Source organism: Luteimonas sp. A611, assembly GCF_054072715.1.
Genome location: NZ_JBSVRP010000003.1, coordinates 319,525 through 335,770 on the forward strand (window position 1 = coordinate 319,525; position 16,246 = coordinate 335,770).

Annotated in this window: 12 protein-coding genes and 1 riboswitch; of the genes, 7 read left to right on the forward strand and 5 right to left on the reverse strand. The window is 69.1% G+C overall.

Translation table 11 applies throughout. The annotated features are described in order from the left end of the window. Positions 1 to 41 precede the first annotated feature (41 nt). Positions 42 to 1,007, forward strand: a complete 966-nt coding sequence (locus ACW5EG_RS14625) for an alpha/beta hydrolase fold domain-containing protein (protein ID WP_457019156.1) — start codon at positions 42 to 44, stop codon at positions 1,005 to 1,007. Beyond that, positions 1,004 to 1,597 carry an FMN-binding negative transcriptional regulator gene (locus ACW5EG_RS14630; protein ID WP_457019157.1) on the forward strand — a complete coding sequence of 198 codons (594 nt, stop codon included), beginning with the start codon at positions 1,004 to 1,006 and terminating at the stop codon, positions 1,595 to 1,597. Before ACW5EG_RS14625 ends, ACW5EG_RS14630 begins: the two co-directional genes overlap by 4 nt. Before the next feature lie 395 nt (positions 1,598 to 1,992). Here the strand turns inward: ACW5EG_RS14630 and ACW5EG_RS14635 are convergent, their stop codons facing one another. Together ACW5EG_RS14635 and ACW5EG_RS14640 are read right to left on the reverse strand one after the other, a co-directional pair. After that, positions 1,993 to 4,287: a prolyl oligopeptidase family serine peptidase gene (locus ACW5EG_RS14635; RefSeq protein WP_457022093.1), complete on the reverse strand. Its 2,295-nt coding sequence runs from the start codon at positions 4,285 to 4,287 to the stop codon at positions 1,993 to 1,995. A gap of 171 nt (positions 4,288 to 4,458) precedes the next feature. Beyond that, positions 4,459 to 6,744, reverse strand: a complete 2,286-nt coding sequence (locus tag ACW5EG_RS14640; protein ID WP_457022095.1) for a TonB-dependent receptor — start codon at positions 6,742 to 6,744, stop codon at positions 4,459 to 4,461. Between the two features lie 375 nt (positions 6,745 to 7,119). After that, positions 7,120 to 7,346: riboswitch (cobalamin riboswitch) on the forward strand. A 168-nt stretch (positions 7,347 to 7,514) separates the two neighbouring features. Between ACW5EG_RS14640 and ACW5EG_RS14645 the strand changes: the two genes are divergently transcribed. The 5 genes from ACW5EG_RS14645 to purU all read left to right on the forward strand — a co-directional run bounded on the left by ACW5EG_RS14645 (position 7,515) and on the right by purU (position 13,118). Continuing rightward, a complete protein-coding gene (locus tag ACW5EG_RS14645; RefSeq protein ID WP_457019160.1) occupies positions 7,515 to 9,989 on the forward strand; it encodes a ribonucleoside-diphosphate reductase subunit alpha in 2,475 nt (824 codons plus the stop codon). A gap of 139 nt (positions 9,990 to 10,128) precedes the next feature. Next, positions 10,129 to 11,190, forward strand: a complete 1,062-nt coding sequence (locus ACW5EG_RS14650; protein ID WP_457019162.1) for a ribonucleotide-diphosphate reductase subunit beta — start codon at positions 10,129 to 10,131, stop codon at positions 11,188 to 11,190. A gap of 160 nt (positions 11,191 to 11,350) precedes the next feature. Continuing rightward, complete coding sequence (locus ACW5EG_RS14655) at positions 11,351 to 11,830, forward strand: flavodoxin (RefSeq protein WP_457019163.1); 480 nt, start codon at positions 11,351 to 11,353, stop codon at positions 11,828 to 11,830. Further along, positions 11,802 to 12,128: a thioredoxin family protein gene (locus tag ACW5EG_RS14660; RefSeq protein ID WP_457019164.1), complete on the forward strand. Its 327-nt coding sequence runs from the start codon at positions 11,802 to 11,804 to the stop codon at positions 12,126 to 12,128. Before ACW5EG_RS14655 ends, ACW5EG_RS14660 begins: the two co-directional genes overlap by 29 nt. A 138-nt stretch (positions 12,129 to 12,266) precedes the next feature. Continuing rightward, positions 12,267 to 13,118, forward strand: a complete 852-nt coding sequence (gene purU, locus ACW5EG_RS14665; RefSeq protein WP_457019165.1) for a formyltetrahydrofolate deformylase — start codon at positions 12,267 to 12,269, stop codon at positions 13,116 to 13,118. 192 nt (positions 13,119 to 13,310) lie between these two features. On the opposite strand, the gene ACW5EG_RS14670 is transcribed toward purU, so the two are convergent. The 3 genes from ACW5EG_RS14670 to ACW5EG_RS14680 all read right to left on the reverse strand — a co-directional run bounded on the left by ACW5EG_RS14670 (position 13,311) and on the right by ACW5EG_RS14680 (position 16,230). Further along, positions 13,311 to 13,940, reverse strand: coding sequence for a nicotinamidase (locus ACW5EG_RS14670; protein ID WP_457019166.1), 630 nt, complete (start codon positions 13,938 to 13,940; stop codon positions 13,311 to 13,313). A gap of 67 nt (positions 13,941 to 14,007) precedes the next feature. Next, a complete protein-coding gene (locus ACW5EG_RS14675; protein WP_457019168.1) occupies positions 14,008 to 14,901 on the reverse strand; it encodes a fructose bisphosphate aldolase in 894 nt (297 codons plus the stop codon). A 150-nt stretch (positions 14,902 to 15,051) separates the two neighbouring features. Then, positions 15,052 to 16,230, reverse strand: coding sequence for a CaiB/BaiF CoA transferase family protein (locus tag ACW5EG_RS14680; RefSeq protein WP_457022097.1), 1,179 nt, complete (start codon positions 16,228 to 16,230; stop codon positions 15,052 to 15,054). Between the last annotated feature and the right edge of the window lie 16 nt (positions 16,231 to 16,246).

Genomic DNA, 16,246 nt, shown 5'->3' on the forward strand with positions numbered 1-16,246 from the left:
CGGGCGTGCGGCGCTAACGTAACGCCGCACAAGGAGAGCGCATGCACCCACAAGGTTCCAACCCGCCGCCGGCACAGGACGACGACGTCGACCCGCAGCTGCGCCAGTTCATGCTGCGCATGGCCGAAGGTTATGTCGGGCATCCGCCGCTGGACGGGCTGCCGCTGGACGATGTGCGCCGCATCACCGCCCGCGTGCGCGAGCAGTGGGGCAGCGGCGGCCCGGAGATGGCCACGCGCGAGGACGTCGATGCCGATGGCGTGCGCGTGCGCATCCTGCGCCCGACCATCGATGCGGCGCAGCCGGTGCTGGTGTACCTGCACGGCGGTGGCTGGACCCTGTTCAGCATCGACACCCACGACCGGCTGATGCGCGAGTACGCCGCGCGCGCCGGCGTGGCGATCGCTGCCGTCGACTACAGCCTGTCGCCGGAGGCGCGCTATCCGCGCGCGCAGGACGAAACGGTGGCGGCAATCGCCTGGCTGCGCGCGCACGGCGCCGCGTATGGGATCAATCCCTCGCGCATGGCCGTCGGCGGCGATTCGGCCGGCGCCAACCTGGCCATCACCAGCCAGCTGCGCCTGCGCGACGCAGGGCTGCCGACGGTCTCGGCGATGCTGCTCAACTACGGCGTCTTCAGCGACCAGGCCACGGCGTCCTGGTCGCGCTACGATGGCGCCCGCTACATGCTCGAGTGCGTGGAGATGCAGGCCTTCTGGCACAACTACCTGGCCAACCAGGCGCAGCGCACCGATCCGCTGGTGATGCCGCTGCTGGCCGACCTGCGCGGGATGCCGCCGGCGTTCATGGCGATCGCCGGATGCGACATCCTGGCCGACGGCAACCACGCGATGGCTGCGGCGCTGCGCGAAGCGGGCGTGGCGGTGGAGGCGCGCGAGTACGCGGGCGCCACCCACAGCTTCCTCGAGGCGATGTCGGTGTCCGACCTGGCCAATCGCGCGATCGACGAATCCTCGGCCTGGCTGCGGCAGGCGCTGTCGGCATGAGCGGATCGTTCGATCCGCGCGGGCCGGAGGACATCCTGGCGCTGGTGCAGGCGCATCCGCTGGCCTGGCTGGTGCCACGCGATGGCGACGCGGCGGCGACGCCGCTGCCGCTGCTCGCCGAATGCGATGGTGAGGGACGCATCATCGCGCTGTTCGGACACATGGCGCGGCGCAATCCGCTGTTTGCCGCGCTGCAGGCGCAGCCGCGCACGCTGGTGCTGTTCCAGGGTCCGCAGGCCTACGTGCCGCCGCGTCTGGTGTCCAAGCCGGACTGGGGTCCGACCTGGAACTACGCGGTGGCGCGCTTCGATACGCGGGTGGAATTCGTGCCCGACGAGACCGACGCTTCGCTGCGGCGGCTGGCCGCGCATCTGGAGCAGCACCGCGCCGAGCCCTGGACGGTGGAGCGCATGGGCCCGCGTTACGCGCAGTTGCGCGAACACGTGATCGCCTTCCGCGCGCATGTGCGCGATGTGCACGCCACCTTCAAGCTGGGCCAGGACGAGGCGCGCACCAGCTTCGACGAGATCGTCACCGGGCACGAGGATGCCGCGCTGCGCGAGTGGATGCTGCGCTTGCGGCAGGATTGAGCGCGGGTCCGAGGCGGGAGATCGCTGCAGCCATGGGGACGCGGATCGCCCAACCCGTTGCGAAATGTCCACACCTTTCCCGCCCGGAGCGGGACTTCGGATGGACGCCCGGTCCCGTCGGCGGGAAGTCGCTCTTCCCTCGGTCAGGGCTTCCTGCCCTGACTCGGGCGCGCGCCATCCATGGCGCGCTTGCCGCGACCTCCCGCCGCCGGGACCGCGCTAGTCGCGCATCTTTTCTCGCCCTTCGGCGAATCACCTTCAGTTGTCGCGGTTTCTGCCGTTTCGCATATGAGCGGGCAGCCCTGTCGGTGTCCTGATGGCAGAGCCTTCCTTGGGGCCGCAGGCACGCAGCACGGGCGGATGCCGTTGCGGTCAGGCCATCGCGCGCAGCGCGGTCATGCGCGCTGCGGCACGGCGCCCCATCGGTTGTCGGCGGCCCAGATGGCGAAGGCCAACAGTCGTGCTTCCTGCGCGCGCGTGGCGCTGGCGCCGCTGTCGCCGGCGTGGCCGGCGGCCATGGCGATGCGCACCATGATCGGACGCTGGCCGGTGGTGAGCGCGCGCGCCTTCGCCGCGAACTTCAACGGCTCGTAGAAGGCGACGCGTTCGTCAGCGACGGCGCCGGTGGCAAGCAGGGCAGGATAGTCGGCCGCAACGAGTTGCTCGTAGGGCGACCAGGCCTGCATCGCCGCGTGGTCTTCGGGGATGCGCGGATCGCCCCAGATCGGCAGCGCGCCCGCGCCCAGCGGATGCGCGTCGAAATGCTCCATGGTGTTGAGCGGATCGACGAAGGCGACCTCGGCAATCGCGCCAGCCCACAGTTCGGGCCGCATCGCATACACCGCGCCGGCCAGCAGCCCGCCGGCCGACATGCCGCGCGCGACGATGCGGCGCTTGGACGAGTAGCCGGCCGCGACGAGATGTTCGGCGCAGGCGATGAAGTCGGTGAACGTGGTCTTCTTGTTGCGGGTGAGCACAGAGCGCCACCAGTGGGTGCCCTTCTCGGCGCCGCCGCGCACGTGCGCGATCGCGTACACCCAGCCCTGGTCGACCAGCGCGATGTTGGACGGCTGGAACAGGGCCTCGACTGACGATCCGTAGGAGCCGTAGCCGTACAGCAGCAGCGGACTGCTGCCGTCGAGCGCGGCGCCGCGGCGCATCAGCACGGTGACGGGGATGTCGGCGCCATCAGGCGCGCGGGCGGACAGGCGCCGCACTTCGTAGCGCTGCGGGTCGTAGGCGGGCAGCGAGGGTGAAGACGCCGTTGCCACCGTGCCGTCGTCGAGATTTGCGCTGCAGGCGACCTCCGGCAGCCGCGGCGACTGCATGCCGAACACGATCTGTTTCGCGTGCCAGTCCTGCTGTGGCGGCATGCGCAGCGCGTAGGCCGGCTCGTCGAAGGCCAGCGTGTGTTCGCCGCCGTCGCGCCGCATCAGCACCAGTCGCGGCGCTGCGTCGCGCCACTCTTCGCGCACCAGCGCCTCGCCGAACGGATGCACGGCGGTGATCAGGCGACCGGCTTCGTGCTCGACCAGCGGCCGCCAGTGCGCCATGCCGGGCGTGGCCGGGTCGGCCTGCATCAGCTTGAAGTCGGCGGCGCCATCGGCGTCGGTGAGGATCAGCAGCTGGCCGTTCCAGTCGTCGACGTCGTAGTTCAGGCCCGGCGCGCGTGGTTCGACCAGGATCGGCATCGACTCCGGCGTGTCCATCGGCACCAGCCGCACCTCCGACTGCGCGCCGTCGTAGCTGCGCAGGACGACGTAGCGGCCCGACGCGGTGGTGCGCATCAGCAGGAACGGGCCGGGCTGCTCGACGCGGTACACCAGGGTGTCGCTGCCATCGCGCAGGTCGCGGCGATGCAGGCGGTCGGCGCGGCCCACCGCGTCGCGCCCGACCCAGTACAGCCAGCGCCCGTCAGGCGACAACGCAAAGGTGCCGTAGGCCTGCGCCACTTCGGTGACGATGCGACCGCTGTCGATCTCGCGCACGCGGATGGCGTACTGGCCGGAGCCGACGCGATCTTCCGACCAGGCGAACAGGCGCCCGTCGCCGCTGCGCACCGGTTCGCTCCAGTGCAGGGCGTAGTAGTCGCTGCCTGCGGCCTCGACATTGGGATCGAGCAGCACTTGCTCCGCACCGTTCGCGACGGGGCGGCGCAGCCAGGCGGCGTACTCCGCGCCTTCGGCCTGGCGCTTGAAGTACAGCCAGTCGCCGGCCTGCACCTCCAGCTGCGCGGCGCCCAGCGGTTCGAGCGCGGCCATGCGCGCGGCGAGTGCATCCTGCAGCTTGGCCGTGGGCGCGAGCATGGCCTCGACATAGTCGTTCTCGGCCTGCACCGCGGCCTTGATCGGCGCGTCGAGCGAGGCCGGGTCGCGCAGCACCGCCAGCCAGTCCTTCGGCCGGAACCAGGCGAACTCGTCGATGCGGCTGTGGCCGAAGCGGCCGACCTCGGTCGGGATGCGCGGATGCTGCGGCGGCAGCGGCCAGCGCGCGGCGGCGGCGGCTGCGGCAGCGACCCCGGCGAGCGCGCGATGCGGATGCAGGACCAGTGCGCCGATGCCGGCGAGGCTGGTGGCCAGGAAGTTGCGGCGGCTGCTCAGTTGGGACTCCTTCGGGTGTTGCGGCCCTGCAGTTTGCGTTGTGCCGGGGAGTACTTGGACGGGAAGGCTCCGTTCGCCCTCAGTCGTCATCCCCCGCAAAAGCGGGGGATCCATTTTTGGCGACCTGCAGAATGGATGATCAGCCTTCGGCTGTTGAAAGGCGCTTCCAGCGTTCGCTGGGATGACGGGAAGGTAGCTGGGATCCGAAGCCGGCGATTGCCAAAGGGGATCACCGGCTCTGGATAGGCAGCACCCGCCCAGCTAGTACCGCCAGTGCACCGTCACCCCAAACGTGCGCGGCCGCAGGAAGCCCTGGCCCAGGCCGTAGGCCTCGGGCACGGTGCGGGTCACGCCGCGCTCGTCGGCCAGGTTGGTGCCGAACAGGGTCACGTCGGTGTTGCCGAAGCTCATGCGGAAACGCGCATCGAACTGGTGGTAGTCGCCCTGCTCGTTGGGTGCCACGCCGGGCACCGCCGAGTTGAGGTCGCTGATGCCTTCGGACAGGTAGGTGTGCGAAAGCATCAGGGCCGGCGCGTACGTGCCGTCGAAGCGCCAGGCCAGCTGGTTGGCAATGGACCAATCCGCCGAGCCGGGCAGGCGCGAGCCCTTGGGCGCGGTGCCGTACCAGAGGATGAACACGTCCTCGTCCAGCCGTGCGCGCTGCCAGGTCACGCTGCTGGTCCAGTCGAACGCCGCGGTCGGGCGCCACTGCGCCGACAGCTCCACGCCCCTGCTCGAGGCCTTGCCGCCGTTGCCCGCGTAGTTGACCACCGGTTCGGGCGTCTGCAGGCGCAGCTGGATGTCGCTCCAGTCGATGTGGAACACCGTGGCGTCGAGCAGCAGGCGGCCACCGGCGAGGTCGGTGCGGAAGCCGAGCTCGTGGTTGACCAGCGAGTCGCTGCGCGAGCCTTCCGGGATGTCGTGCTGGGTCACCGAGGAGTTGTTGGGCACGCCGAACCGGAAGCCCTCCGAACGCAGCGCATAGACCATGAAGCGGTCGCTGGGCCGGTAGCGCAGCGAGACCTTGGGCTGGAAGCCGCTCTCCTCGGTGTTGTCGTCGGCGGTCTGCGCCGACGGCAGCGGATATACGTCGACGCCCGAGGTGGTGTCGACCACCCGCACCTGGGTCTTGAAGGCACGTCCGCCCAGTCCCAGCGTCCACTGCGGATTGAGGTGGATCGAGGCTTCGCCGAACAGCGCCTGCTCCTTGCCGGTGACCTTCGAATAGAAGGCGTTGAACACATCGCCGTCGGGCGAGACCACCGCGCCGGTGCCCGGTCCGAAGCGCGGGTTGGTGGAGCCATCGAGCTGCGCGGCGAAGCCCGGCGCGCCCAGCTGCTCGTACAGGTGTTTCTCGGTGTCGAACACCATCGCGCCCAGCAGCCACTCGAAGCGGTCGTTGTCGGCCGAGGCCAGGCGCAGCTCGTAGCTGTTGCCGGTGCTTTCGCCGCCGCTGTTGACGAACAGCGGGCCGGCCGAATCGGTGCCCAGGTCGGCGTTGTAGAAGTCCAGGTAGGGCGTGAGGTCGAAACGCCAGTCCTGCGATTTCTGCTGGCGCGAGGCCAGCGCGGTCAGCGTGCCCCAGCCCAGGTCCTGGTCCCAGCGCAGGCTGTGCAATTCGATGTCGGTCTCGGTGAACTCGGGCGTGGAGGTGTAGCGCACCAGGTCACCGAGTTCCGGGATGCGGTAGGCGTTGTCGTCCGAATCGATGGTCTGCAGCAGGCTCAGCCAGGTCAGCGTGGTGGCCTCGCTCGGGGTCAGCACCATCGACAGGCGGCCGCCGGAGACGGACAGGTCGTTGGCGCCGTCCTCGCCGGTGCCGAGGTTGTCGATGTAGCCCGGCGCGCTGCGCTGCTGCGCCACGGCGCGGATCGCGAACACGTCCTGCTTCACCGGCACGTTGACCATGCCCTTGAGCGTGTAGCCGATATCGGCGTTGCGCGTCGACGACAGTCCGGCCTCGACCGCAGCATCGAAGCCGGAGGCATCGGCGGTGTTGGCGATGTAGTTGATCGCCCCGCCCATCGAGGCCGAGCCGAACAGCGAGCCCTGCGGGCCGCGCAGCACTTCCACCCGGTTGAGGTCGAAGGCGTCGATGTCGGGGATCGCGATGGTCCAGCCCGGCTCGATCAGCGGCACGTCGTTGAGGAAATAGCCGGTGGTCGGCTGGCCCTGCGGATTGCCGGCGCTGGTGGAGATGCCGCGCACCACCACGTGCGAGACGCCCGGCTGGTAGCTGTTGAAGACCACGCCCGGCGTCTTCTGCACGTAGTCGGCCAGCGACTGCGCGCCCAGGTCCTGCAGCTGCTGCTGGGTGACCGCCGACACCGACGCCGGCACTTCGCGCACCGACTGCTCGCGCTTGGCGGCGGTGACGATCACGCGGTCGAGTTCGATGGCGCCCTCTGCAGCCGCGGTGTCCTGCTGCTGCGTGTCCTGCGGTGCGGCAGCGGCCAGGCCGGCGCTGCTCGCCAGCGCGATGGCGACGGCCAGGCGCAGGCGCCGGCAGCCGTGCGCGACAACGTCGTATCCGAAACGGTTCTGCATGTCTGTCTCCCCATGTGTTCCGGCCAGCCCGGCCCTGCAGGTCGCAGGGGAGGCGCCGACACTTCGAATATGCGCGCGGCAATGGGAACCAGTTGCGTCGCGGGGGCCGGATGCCGTCGCATTCAGGCCAAGCGGGGTGAATGCAGGCACGGCGCGCACACAGACGCGCATCTGTCGGGAGTCGCCAGGCTTCGCGACGTTTCGGATTCGGTGCGCGAAGGGCGCGGCTGGCCGACGTGGAGGCCGACTGCGCATCTCACGCATTCGGTGGAGGGCGCACGGGTGGCCGTGTCGGGGCAGGCGTGGACGTTCGCGCGCGGCGGTCGTCGGTTCCACAGACCACAACATTTTCGGTTGACCGCAAAACCCGACCACACTATCTTGTGCCCTGTCGGTTCTCCGCACCTGGTGCGGGGATGAAAAGGGAAGCCGGTGACGCCAGCCCGCAAGGCTCGGCCAGTCCGGCACTGCCCCGCAGCGGTAATCGGGAACGAACCCGCCACCAGCACTGGAGCCTGCGCTCCGGGAAGCGGCGGGGGAGGTGGACGCCACGGCGTCCGGGCCCGTGAGTCCGAAGACCTGCCGACAGCCGCGCGCATGCACGCCGCGCGGTGCCGGCCGCGGAATCTCCGGGGGGAGATGGCTGGTGGAGCAGTTCGGGCCGCGCCATGCGCAGTCCCGGATTCTGCGACGCCGCCTGTCCACCCTGCCTCCAACGCCACGCTCGCCTGCGAGGGACAGGCCGGCCGTGCGCCACGCATGGAGGACGCATGAGCCAACACCACGACACCCGCGGCGACATCGCGGTCGCAACGCGCGCCGGCGCCACCGGCTCCGACGCGCCCTCGCCGGGCCGTGACCACGACATTGCGGACGCGCGCGACGACATCGTGCCCGCGCCCGGCGCCGATCCGGGCCGCGCCGACACCGCGGCCGTCGCCGTCGCGGCATCCACCTGGATCACCAAGGAAGCCGGCAACCGCCGCATCCCCTTCGACCGCGCCCGCCTGGAGCGCGCCATCGACCGCGTCCACGCCGAGTTCCCGCAGCTGGACATCGCCGACTACAAGCGCAGCGTGCTGGGCTTCGTCGAGCGCAAGGACGCGGTGAACGCCGACGATCTGGTCGACCACCTGATCCGCGAGGCCGAGGCACGCGTCGACGTGGCCGCACCGGAATGGGAGATGTTCGCCGCACGCCTGTACCTGCATCGCCTGTACAAGCGCGCCGGCCGCAACCGCTTCTACGACGTCGAACAGAAGTACGGCTCCTATGTCGGCCTGCAGGAATCGCTGGCCGACCGCAACATCTATTCCAACGACATCCTGCGCGCCTACTCCAAGGAAGAGTTGATCGAGGCCGGCAAGATGATCGATCCCGGGCGCGACAGGCTACTGGCCTACAACGGCCTGTACCTGCTGGCCACGCGCTACCTGGCCACCGATCACGCGCGCAACGTGTACGAACTGCCGCAGGAGCGCTGGCTGACCATCGCGCTGTACCTGATGCAGGACGAGCGGCCGCGCGGGCGGCGCATGCAGCTGGTGGGCGAGGCCTACTGGGCGCTGTCGAACCTGTACATGACCGTGGCCACGCCGACGCTGCAGAACGCGGGCAAGGTGGGCGGGCAGCTGTCGAGCTGCTTCATCGACACGGTGGACGATTCGCTGCAGGGCATCTTCGATTCCAATACCGACATCGCGCGCGTGTCCAAGGGCGGTGGTGGCGTCGGCGCCTACATGGGCTTCGTGCGCTCGTCGGGATCGGCGATCCGCGGCGTGCCCAATTCGTCCGGCGGCGTGGTGCCGTGGATCAAGCAGCTCAACAACACCGCCGTATCGGTGGACCAGCTGGGCCAGCGCAAGGGCGCGGTCGCGGTGTACCTCGACATCTGGCACCGCGATATCGAGGCCTTCCTCGACCTGCGCCTCAACAACGGCGACCAGCGCCTGCGCGCGCACGACGTGTTCACCTCGGTCTGCATCCCCGACCTGTTCATGGAGGCGGTGGAACGCCGCGGCGACTGGTACCTGTTCGACCCGCACGAGGTGAAGCGGCTCAGGGGCTGGTACCTGCAGGACTTCTACGACGAATCGAGGGGCGAGGGCAGCTTCCGGCAGAAGTACGAGGAGGTGGTCAACGACGAGCGCATCGGCCGCAGGACGGTCAAGGCGATCGACCTGTTCAAGCGGATCATGGTGTCGCAGCTGGAGACCGGCAACCCGTTCATGTTCTACCGCGACGAGGTCAACCGGAAGAACCCGAACAAGCATGCGGGCATGGTGTACTCGTCCAACCTGTGCACCGAGATCCTGCAGAACATGAGCGCGACCCGGCTCATGCAGGAGATCATTTCCGGCAACCAGATCGTGACCACGCGTCAGGCCGGCGACTTCGTGGTCTGCAACCTGTCCTCGATCAACCTCGGGCGCGCCGTGCTGCCGGCCGAAGACCAGGGCGACCTGATCACCGACGTGCTCGAACGCCTGGTCCCGATCCAGGTGCGCATGCTCGACAACGTGATCGACCTCAACGCGTTGCCGGTGCCGCAGGCCACGATCACCAACCGCAAGTACCGCGCGATCGGCCTGGGCACCTTCGGCTGGCACCACCTGCTGGCGCGCAAGGGCATCCACTGGAACGAACCCGCGGCCGAGGACTTCAGCGACACGCTCTACGAGCGGATCAACTACCTGACCATCCAGGCCAGCATGGCGCTGGCGAAGGAGAAGGGCACCTACCCGGTGTTCACCGGCAGCGACTGGCACACCGGCGCCTACTTCCGCGACCGCGGCTACCACAGTCCGCAGTGGCTGGACCTGGCCGCGCAGGTCGGCGTGAACGGGCTGCGCAACGGCTGGCTGCTGGCGGTCGCGCCGAACATGTCGACCGCGCAGATCGCCGGCTCCACCGCCTCGATCGACCCGATCTACTCCGCGTTCTACTACGAGGAGAAGAAGGACTACCGGCGTCCGGTCGCCGCACCGGGCCTGTCGCTGGAGACCTGGCCGTACTACGAGAAGGGCGCGTACAAGCTCGACCAGTTCGCCAGCGTGCGCCAGAACGCGCGCCGCCAGCGGCATGTCGACCAGGCGATCAGCTTCAACCTGTACGTGCCCTCGACCATCCGCGCCAGCACCCTGCTCGAGCTGCACATGAGCGCCTGGCGCGAAGGGCTGAAAACCACCTACTACGTGCGTTCGAACGATATCGACATTACCGAATGCGAATGGTGTTCGAGCTGACGCGCTGATCTCCCTTCCCCCGCTTGCGGGGGAAGGTGCCGAAGGCGGATTGGGGGCATTCGAAGCGACCGGCTCGCCCCCACCCCAACCCTCCCCCGCAAGCGGGGGAGGGAGCAACAACAACCGACGAGATAGCACCATGTCCACAGCAGCCCCCCGCACCTCCACGCCACTCGAGCGCATCCGCATCCTCGAGCCACGCCATCCCAACCGTTCCACCGGGATCATCAACGGCAAGACCTCCGGCATCCTCAATTGGAACGACATTCCTTATCCGTCGTTCTACCGCGCCTACAAGGAGCTCTCGACCAACTTCTGGATTCCGGACGAGGTCGACATGAAGAGCGACGCGCGCCAGTACGGGGAGCTGTCGGCGCGCGAGAAGAACGCTTACGACTCGATCATCGGCCTGCTGGCCACGCTCGACTCGCCGCAGACACGCTTCATCTACAACGTCGCCGAGTACATCACCGACCCGGCCGCGCACGCCAACGCCGCGATCATCGGCCAGCAGGAAGTGATCCACAACGAAAGCTACAGCTACGTGCTGGCCTCGATCACCGACCTGGCCAACCAGAACCGGGTGTTCGAGCTCGCACGGACGCATCCGACAATCATCGCGCGCAACGCGCCGATCATGGCCTCGTACGACGACTTCATGCGGGAAAAGACCGCCGAGACCCTGCTGCGCGCGCTGGTCCAGTCCTCGATCCTGGAGGGCATCAACTTCTATTCCGGCTTCGCCTATTTCTACAACCTGGTGCGCCAGAACCGGATGGCCGGCACCGGCAAGATCATCAGCTTCATCAACCGCGACGAGCTGGCCCACACCAAGTTCATCAGCGAGGTGATCCGCGCCATCGTCGGCGAGAACCCGCAGCTGCAGACCCACGAGCTGACCGACTACGTGCACACCGCCTTCGCCCACGCGATCGAGCTGGAGACGCAGTGGACCGGCGAGGTGCTCGACGGCATCGACGGCATCGACGTGGACGAGATGATCCGCTACGTGAAGTACCGCGCCAACAAGATGGCCGGCATGCTCGGCATCGAGTCGATGTACCCGGACACCACCGACAACGTGATGCCGTGGATCAAGGCCTACGCCGACAATTTCACCGAGACCAAGACCGACTTCTTCGAGATGCGCAATGCGTCGTACAAGAAGACCAACGTGGACAACGGATTTGACGATCTGTGAGGCCGGTCGTGGTGCTCCCGTCGCGCGACTGGACGACCCGTGATGCCATCTTGCCCTGTAGGAGCGGCTTCAGCCGCGATCTCCCGATCCGGCGCCGCGCCTCCCTGATGCTCGCGGCTGAAGCCGCTCCTACAGGGGGCGGGGCAGCCGCCTTTACGCCATGCGCATCCTGATCGCCTTCACCTCGCTCAGCGGCAACACGCGCGACGTCGCGCGCATGGTGCGCGCGCGCTGCGAGCAGCGCGGGCATGCGGTGAGCTGGGTCGAGACCGATATCGCCGGGCTGGCCGCGGCCGGTCCCGACCCGCACCACGACCTCTACCTGCTCGGCGCCTGGTCCGACAACGCGGGCCGCACGCCGGCGGCGATGAAGCGCTTCATCGCCGCACTGGTGGAGGCGGTGGGCAAGCCGGCGCAGCTGGCGGTATTCGGTACCGGCGAGACGCAGTGGGGCGAGGAGTATTACTGCGGCGCGGTGCGGCGCATCGCCCACTTCTTCGATTCGTCGTTCCCGCGTCTGGAGATCGAGCAGATGCCACATGGCGAACGCGACGCGACCCGGATCCGGCGATGGGCCGATCACATCCTAAATTGCATCGAGAACCCACGACATGCGGACCCTGCACGCGCCATCGCCTGACGACTACCACGCCGCCATCAAGGCGCATCCACGCCTGCTTGTGGACTACGGCAAGCACGACTGCCCCGGCTGCAGGATGCTGGACATGTCGCTGCGCAAGTTCGCCGACCAGGCCGCGGCCAGCGATCTGGTCCTGCTCAAGGTGAAACTGGAAGACGTGGGCGAGGAATTCTTCCGCGGGCTGGGCCTGCGGCAGACGCCGACGCTCTCGCTGTTCCGCGATGGCGCCGAAGTGGCGCGGCTGGCTGGCTTCCGGTCGCCGGCGCAGCTGGAAGAGGCGGTGGATTCGTGCCTGTAGCGAGCGCGCCTGCCGGTTCCGGGTGCACTGCGCGTACCCGGGCTGCGTGGCCGTGGTCGTTGCGGGGGAAACGGTGTTTCGTGCGACGCCACGGCGTGTGACATAGTCGCGCGCCTGTCCTGCCGTGCCGGCAATCCCATGCCCCGCGACCACGTCCTCGTCCTGTCCTGTCCCGACCGCACCGGCATCGTCCATCGCGTGTCGGGGCTGCTGTTCGAGCACGGCTGCAACATCCTCGACGCACAGCAGTACGGTGACGCCGAGTCGGGGCGGTTCTTCCTGCGCGTGCACTTCGACGTGCCGGCCGCCAGCGACATCGATATCGTGCGCGCGGCCTTCGAACCGCTGGCCGCCGCCCATGCGATGGCCTGGGACATGCACGACGTGCGCCGCCGCGCGCGCCTGCTGGTGCTGGTGAGCCGGCAGGGCCACTGCCTCAACGACCTGCTGTTCCGCACCCACAGCCGGCAGCTGCGCGCGGACATCGTCGCAGTGGCCTCCAACCATCCGGACTATGCACAGCTGGCCGGGTCCTACGGCGTGCCCTTCCACCACTTCCCGGTCGACGCGGCGACGCGCGAGGCGCAGGAACAGCAGGTCCTGGAGCTGGTGGAGCGCGAGCGCATCGACCTGGTGGTGCTGGCGCGCTACATGCAGATCCTCTCGCCGGCGCTGTGCGCGGCACTGGCCGGGCGCGCGATCAACATCCACCACAGCTTCCTGCCCAGCTTCAAGGGCGCGCAACCCTACCACCAGGCGCACGCGCGCGGGGTCAAGATCATCGGCGCGACCGCGCACTACGTGACGCCGGACCTCGACGAGGGCCCGATCGTCGATCAGGACGTGGCGCACGTGGACCACGCGATGACCCCGGCCGCGCTGATCCGCATCGGCAGCGACGTCGAGTCGCGGGTGCTGGCGCGCGCGGTGCGGCTGCACGTGGAGCACCGGATCCTGCTCAACGGGCACCGGACGGTGGTGTTCCGCTGAGGCGCCGGCAGGCGCCTCCGCAGGGCCCACCGGATACGCAACGACTGTCATCCCGAGCGCAGCGAGGGATCTCTTCTTCAGCGAGTCGGATGGAAGATCCCTCGCTGCGCTCGGGATGACAGTCCGGGGACAGGGCGCATCGATCCACATCACCTGCGGGTCAGACCCGTCGCTCTCGCCTGCCCGGGAACCTCACGCCTCCAGCGCCACTCCCGCTGCCTGCAGCGCCGCGCGCGTGGGCGCGTCGCTGTCCGGGGTCACCGGCCGGGTGAGATTCCACAGCACGCAGGCGCGCAAGCCCGCGGCCACCGCGTCCTGCGCCGACCACAGCACGCAGTAGTCACGCGCCAGGCCGCACAGGTGCACTTCGGCGATGCCGCGCTCGCGCAGCCAGCCGGCCAGGCCGGTCAGCGGGCGCATGCCGTCGGGGCCGATGTTCTCGCGGAAGGCACTGTAGGAATCGACCTGCCCCCGGGTGCCCTTGCGCAGGATCAGGTCGGCCAGGTGCCAATCCACGCGAGGGTCGAGCGCGGCGCCCGGCGTGCCCTGCACGCAGTGGTCGGGCCACAGCATCTGCGGGTGGCCGTGCAGTTCGATCGTCTCGAACGGGTCGCGGCCGGCGTGGCTGGAGGCAAACGAGGCGTGGCCGGGCGGGTGCCAGTCCTGGGTCGCGACCACGGTGCGGTAGGCGCGCGAGGCAACCAGGGCGGCGACGCCCGGCACCACCGCGTCGCCTTCGTGGCACGGCAGCGCGCCGCCGGGCATGAAGTCCGGCTGCAGGTCGATGACGAGCAGGGCGGTGGTATCGGGGTGGATGGGCATCGGTGCGTCCCCGCGAAGAGGCTGGAGCCCGGCGCGGCGCATGGCGCCGGGCCGGACCTAGATCCCCTCAGGCGATCGACGCGCGGTAGATCGACCCGATCGAGGCATCAAGCGCCTGGTTGTACGCGCCATCATCCTGCTGCGCGCTCAGGCCTTCGGTCAGGGCGCGGCTGAAGCTGGCGATCACGCCCGGGTTCCTGGCCAGCCTGGCGTTGGCGTCGTCGCGGCTGTAGCCGCCCGACAGCGCCACCACCTTGAGCACCGCCGGATGCTCGACCAGCGCCTGGAAGTAGCCGTCCACGTCGGGCAGGGTCAGCTTGAGCATCACCGGCGACGATGGATCGAGCTTGTCCAGGCGCGCGAGCAGGCCCTGCCTGAGCTCGACCTCGATCGCCTGCTTGTCGGCGGCGTTGATGTCGACCTCCGGCTCGATGATCGGCACCAGGCCCGCGTCCAGCACCTGACGGCCCAGCTCGAACTGCTGGTCGAGCACCTCGGCGATGCCCTTGGCGTTGTTGGCCTTGATCACCGAGCGCTCCTTGGTGCCGAACACGCCGCGCGCCTTCGCGCGCGCCAGCAGGTCGTCCAGGCCCGGGATCGGCTTCATCTTCTGCACGCCGTCGGCCTCGTCGGCCAGGCCCTTGTCGATCTTCAGGAACGGCACCACGCCCTTGTCTTCCCACAGGTAGGCGACCGCGTTCTTGCCGCCGAAATCATCGTCCATGGTGCGCTCGAACAGGATCGCACCGAGTACGCGTTCGCCGCTGAAGGCCGGGCTGGTGACGATGCGCGCGCGCATCGCGTGCACCTGCTCGAACATCTCCTGCTCGTTGGAATAGGCCGATTCCTCGACGCCGTAGAGCTTGAGCGCCTTGGGCGTGCTGCCCCCGCTCTGGTCGAGCGCGGCGATGAAACCCTTGCCGGAAGCGATGCGGTCACGTTGCTGCGGATTGATGGTCACAATCGATGTGTTCCTGTGCGATGGGCGGGACATGCGCCGGAGCCGGGGATGATAGCGCCGCCCGCAGGCAACTGCCGGCAGGCAAGGCAGCGGCCGCGCATGGTGCGCTGCGGTGCGAGCCGGCGGCAGGGTCCGGCGCGCCGCTCCAGCTCAGGTGTCGCTGTCGCCGCCCTCGCCGGCCGCGGCCGCGATCTCGCCGGTGTGCTGGCCCAGGGTAGGCGCGGCGAACGGCTCGGGGCCCGGCGTGCGGCCGAAGCGGATCGGCTGCGCCACGCCGCGGTAGCTGCCCAGGACCGGATGCGGGATCTCCGCGATCATGCCTTCGGCCAGCACTTGCGGATGGTCGAACATGTCTTCGACCTGGCGCGCCGCCGCACACGGCACCTCCTCGCCGAAGATCTCCTCCCATTGCAGCGCCGTGTGCGCCTGCAGCGCCTGGTGCAGCTGCGGCAGGATCTCGTCCGCATGCCGGGCGCGCTTGCGCACGCTGTCCAGGCGCGGGTCGTCGGCCAGCGCGTCCAGGCCGGTCTTCGCGCACAGCGCGCGCCAGAAGCGCGGCGTGTTGGCCGAAATGTAGAGGAAGCCATCGCGGGTGGGATGGATGCCGGTCACGCCGCCCGAGCGCATGTCGCGGCTGATGTCGTGGTCCTCGCCCTGCGCCCAGACCATGCGCGCGGACTGCATGGTCAGTGCGCTGCGCAACAGCGACACGCCCACGTACTGGCCCTGCCCGCTGCGCTCGCGCTCGTACAGCGCCGAGGACACGCCGGCGGCCAGCAGCGCGGCCGCGTAGTAGTCCACCACCGAGCCGTAGATCAGCTCCGGCGGGCCACCGCGCTTGCCCTGCATGGCGCACATGCCGGTCATGGTCTGCAGCACCTGGTCGTAGCCGGCCTTGTCCTTCAGCGGCCCGCTCTCGCCGTAGCCGGTGACCGCGCAGTACACCAGCCGCGGGTGCAGTGCCGACAGCGTTGCGTAGCCGATGCCCAGCCGCTCGGGCACGCCCGGGCGGAAGTTGTGCACCAGCACGTCGGCCTCGCGCAGCAGGCGGTAGAGCACGGCGCGCTCGTCGTCGCGCTTGAGGTCCAGCACTGCGCCGCGCTTGCTGCGGTTGACGCCGAGGAAGGCGCGGCTCTCGGCATCAAGCGTGGACGGGTAGTTGCGCAGGTTGTCGCCGCCGGGCGGCTCGATCTTGATCACGTCCGCGCCCTGGTCGGCCAGCAGCGTGCAGCCGTAGGGGCCGGCGATGTAGGCGCTCAGGTCGAGTACGCGCACGCCGGCCAGCGGGCCGGCATCGCCCTGGCGGTCGGGGTGGAAGACAGGACTCAACGGGGCCTCCAGCGGG

Bases quoted from the DNA above. Each gene is read 5' to 3' on its own strand.
- ACW5EG_RS14625 (WP_457019156.1), top strand. From the start codon at position 42: ATGCACCCACAAGGTTCCAACCCGCCGCCGGCACAGGACGACGACGTC.
- ACW5EG_RS14630 (WP_457019157.1), top strand. From the start codon at position 1,004: ATGAGCGGATCGTTCGATCCGCGCGGGCCGGAGGACATCCTGGCGCTG.
- ACW5EG_RS14635 (WP_457022093.1), bottom strand. From the start codon at position 4,287: ATGACGACTGAGGGCGAACGGAGCCTTCCCGTCCAAGTACTCCCCGGC.
- ACW5EG_RS14640 (WP_457022095.1), bottom strand. From the start codon at position 6,744: ATGCAGAACCGTTTCGGATACGACGTTGTCGCGCACGGCTGCCGGCGC.
- ACW5EG_RS14645 (WP_457019160.1), top strand. From the start codon at position 7,515: ATGAGCCAACACCACGACACCCGCGGCGACATCGCGGTCGCAACGCGC.
- ACW5EG_RS14650 (WP_457019162.1), top strand. From the start codon at position 10,129: ATGTCCACAGCAGCCCCCCGCACCTCCACGCCACTCGAGCGCATCCGC.
- ACW5EG_RS14655 (WP_457019163.1), top strand. From the start codon at position 11,351: ATGCGCATCCTGATCGCCTTCACCTCGCTCAGCGGCAACACGCGCGAC.
- ACW5EG_RS14660 (WP_457019164.1), top strand. From the start codon at position 11,802: ATGCGGACCCTGCACGCGCCATCGCCTGACGACTACCACGCCGCCATC.
- purU (WP_457019165.1), top strand. From the start codon at position 12,267: ATGCCCCGCGACCACGTCCTCGTCCTGTCCTGTCCCGACCGCACCGGC.
- ACW5EG_RS14670 (WP_457019166.1), bottom strand. From the start codon at position 13,940: ATGCCCATCCACCCCGATACCACCGCCCTGCTCGTCATCGACCTGCAG.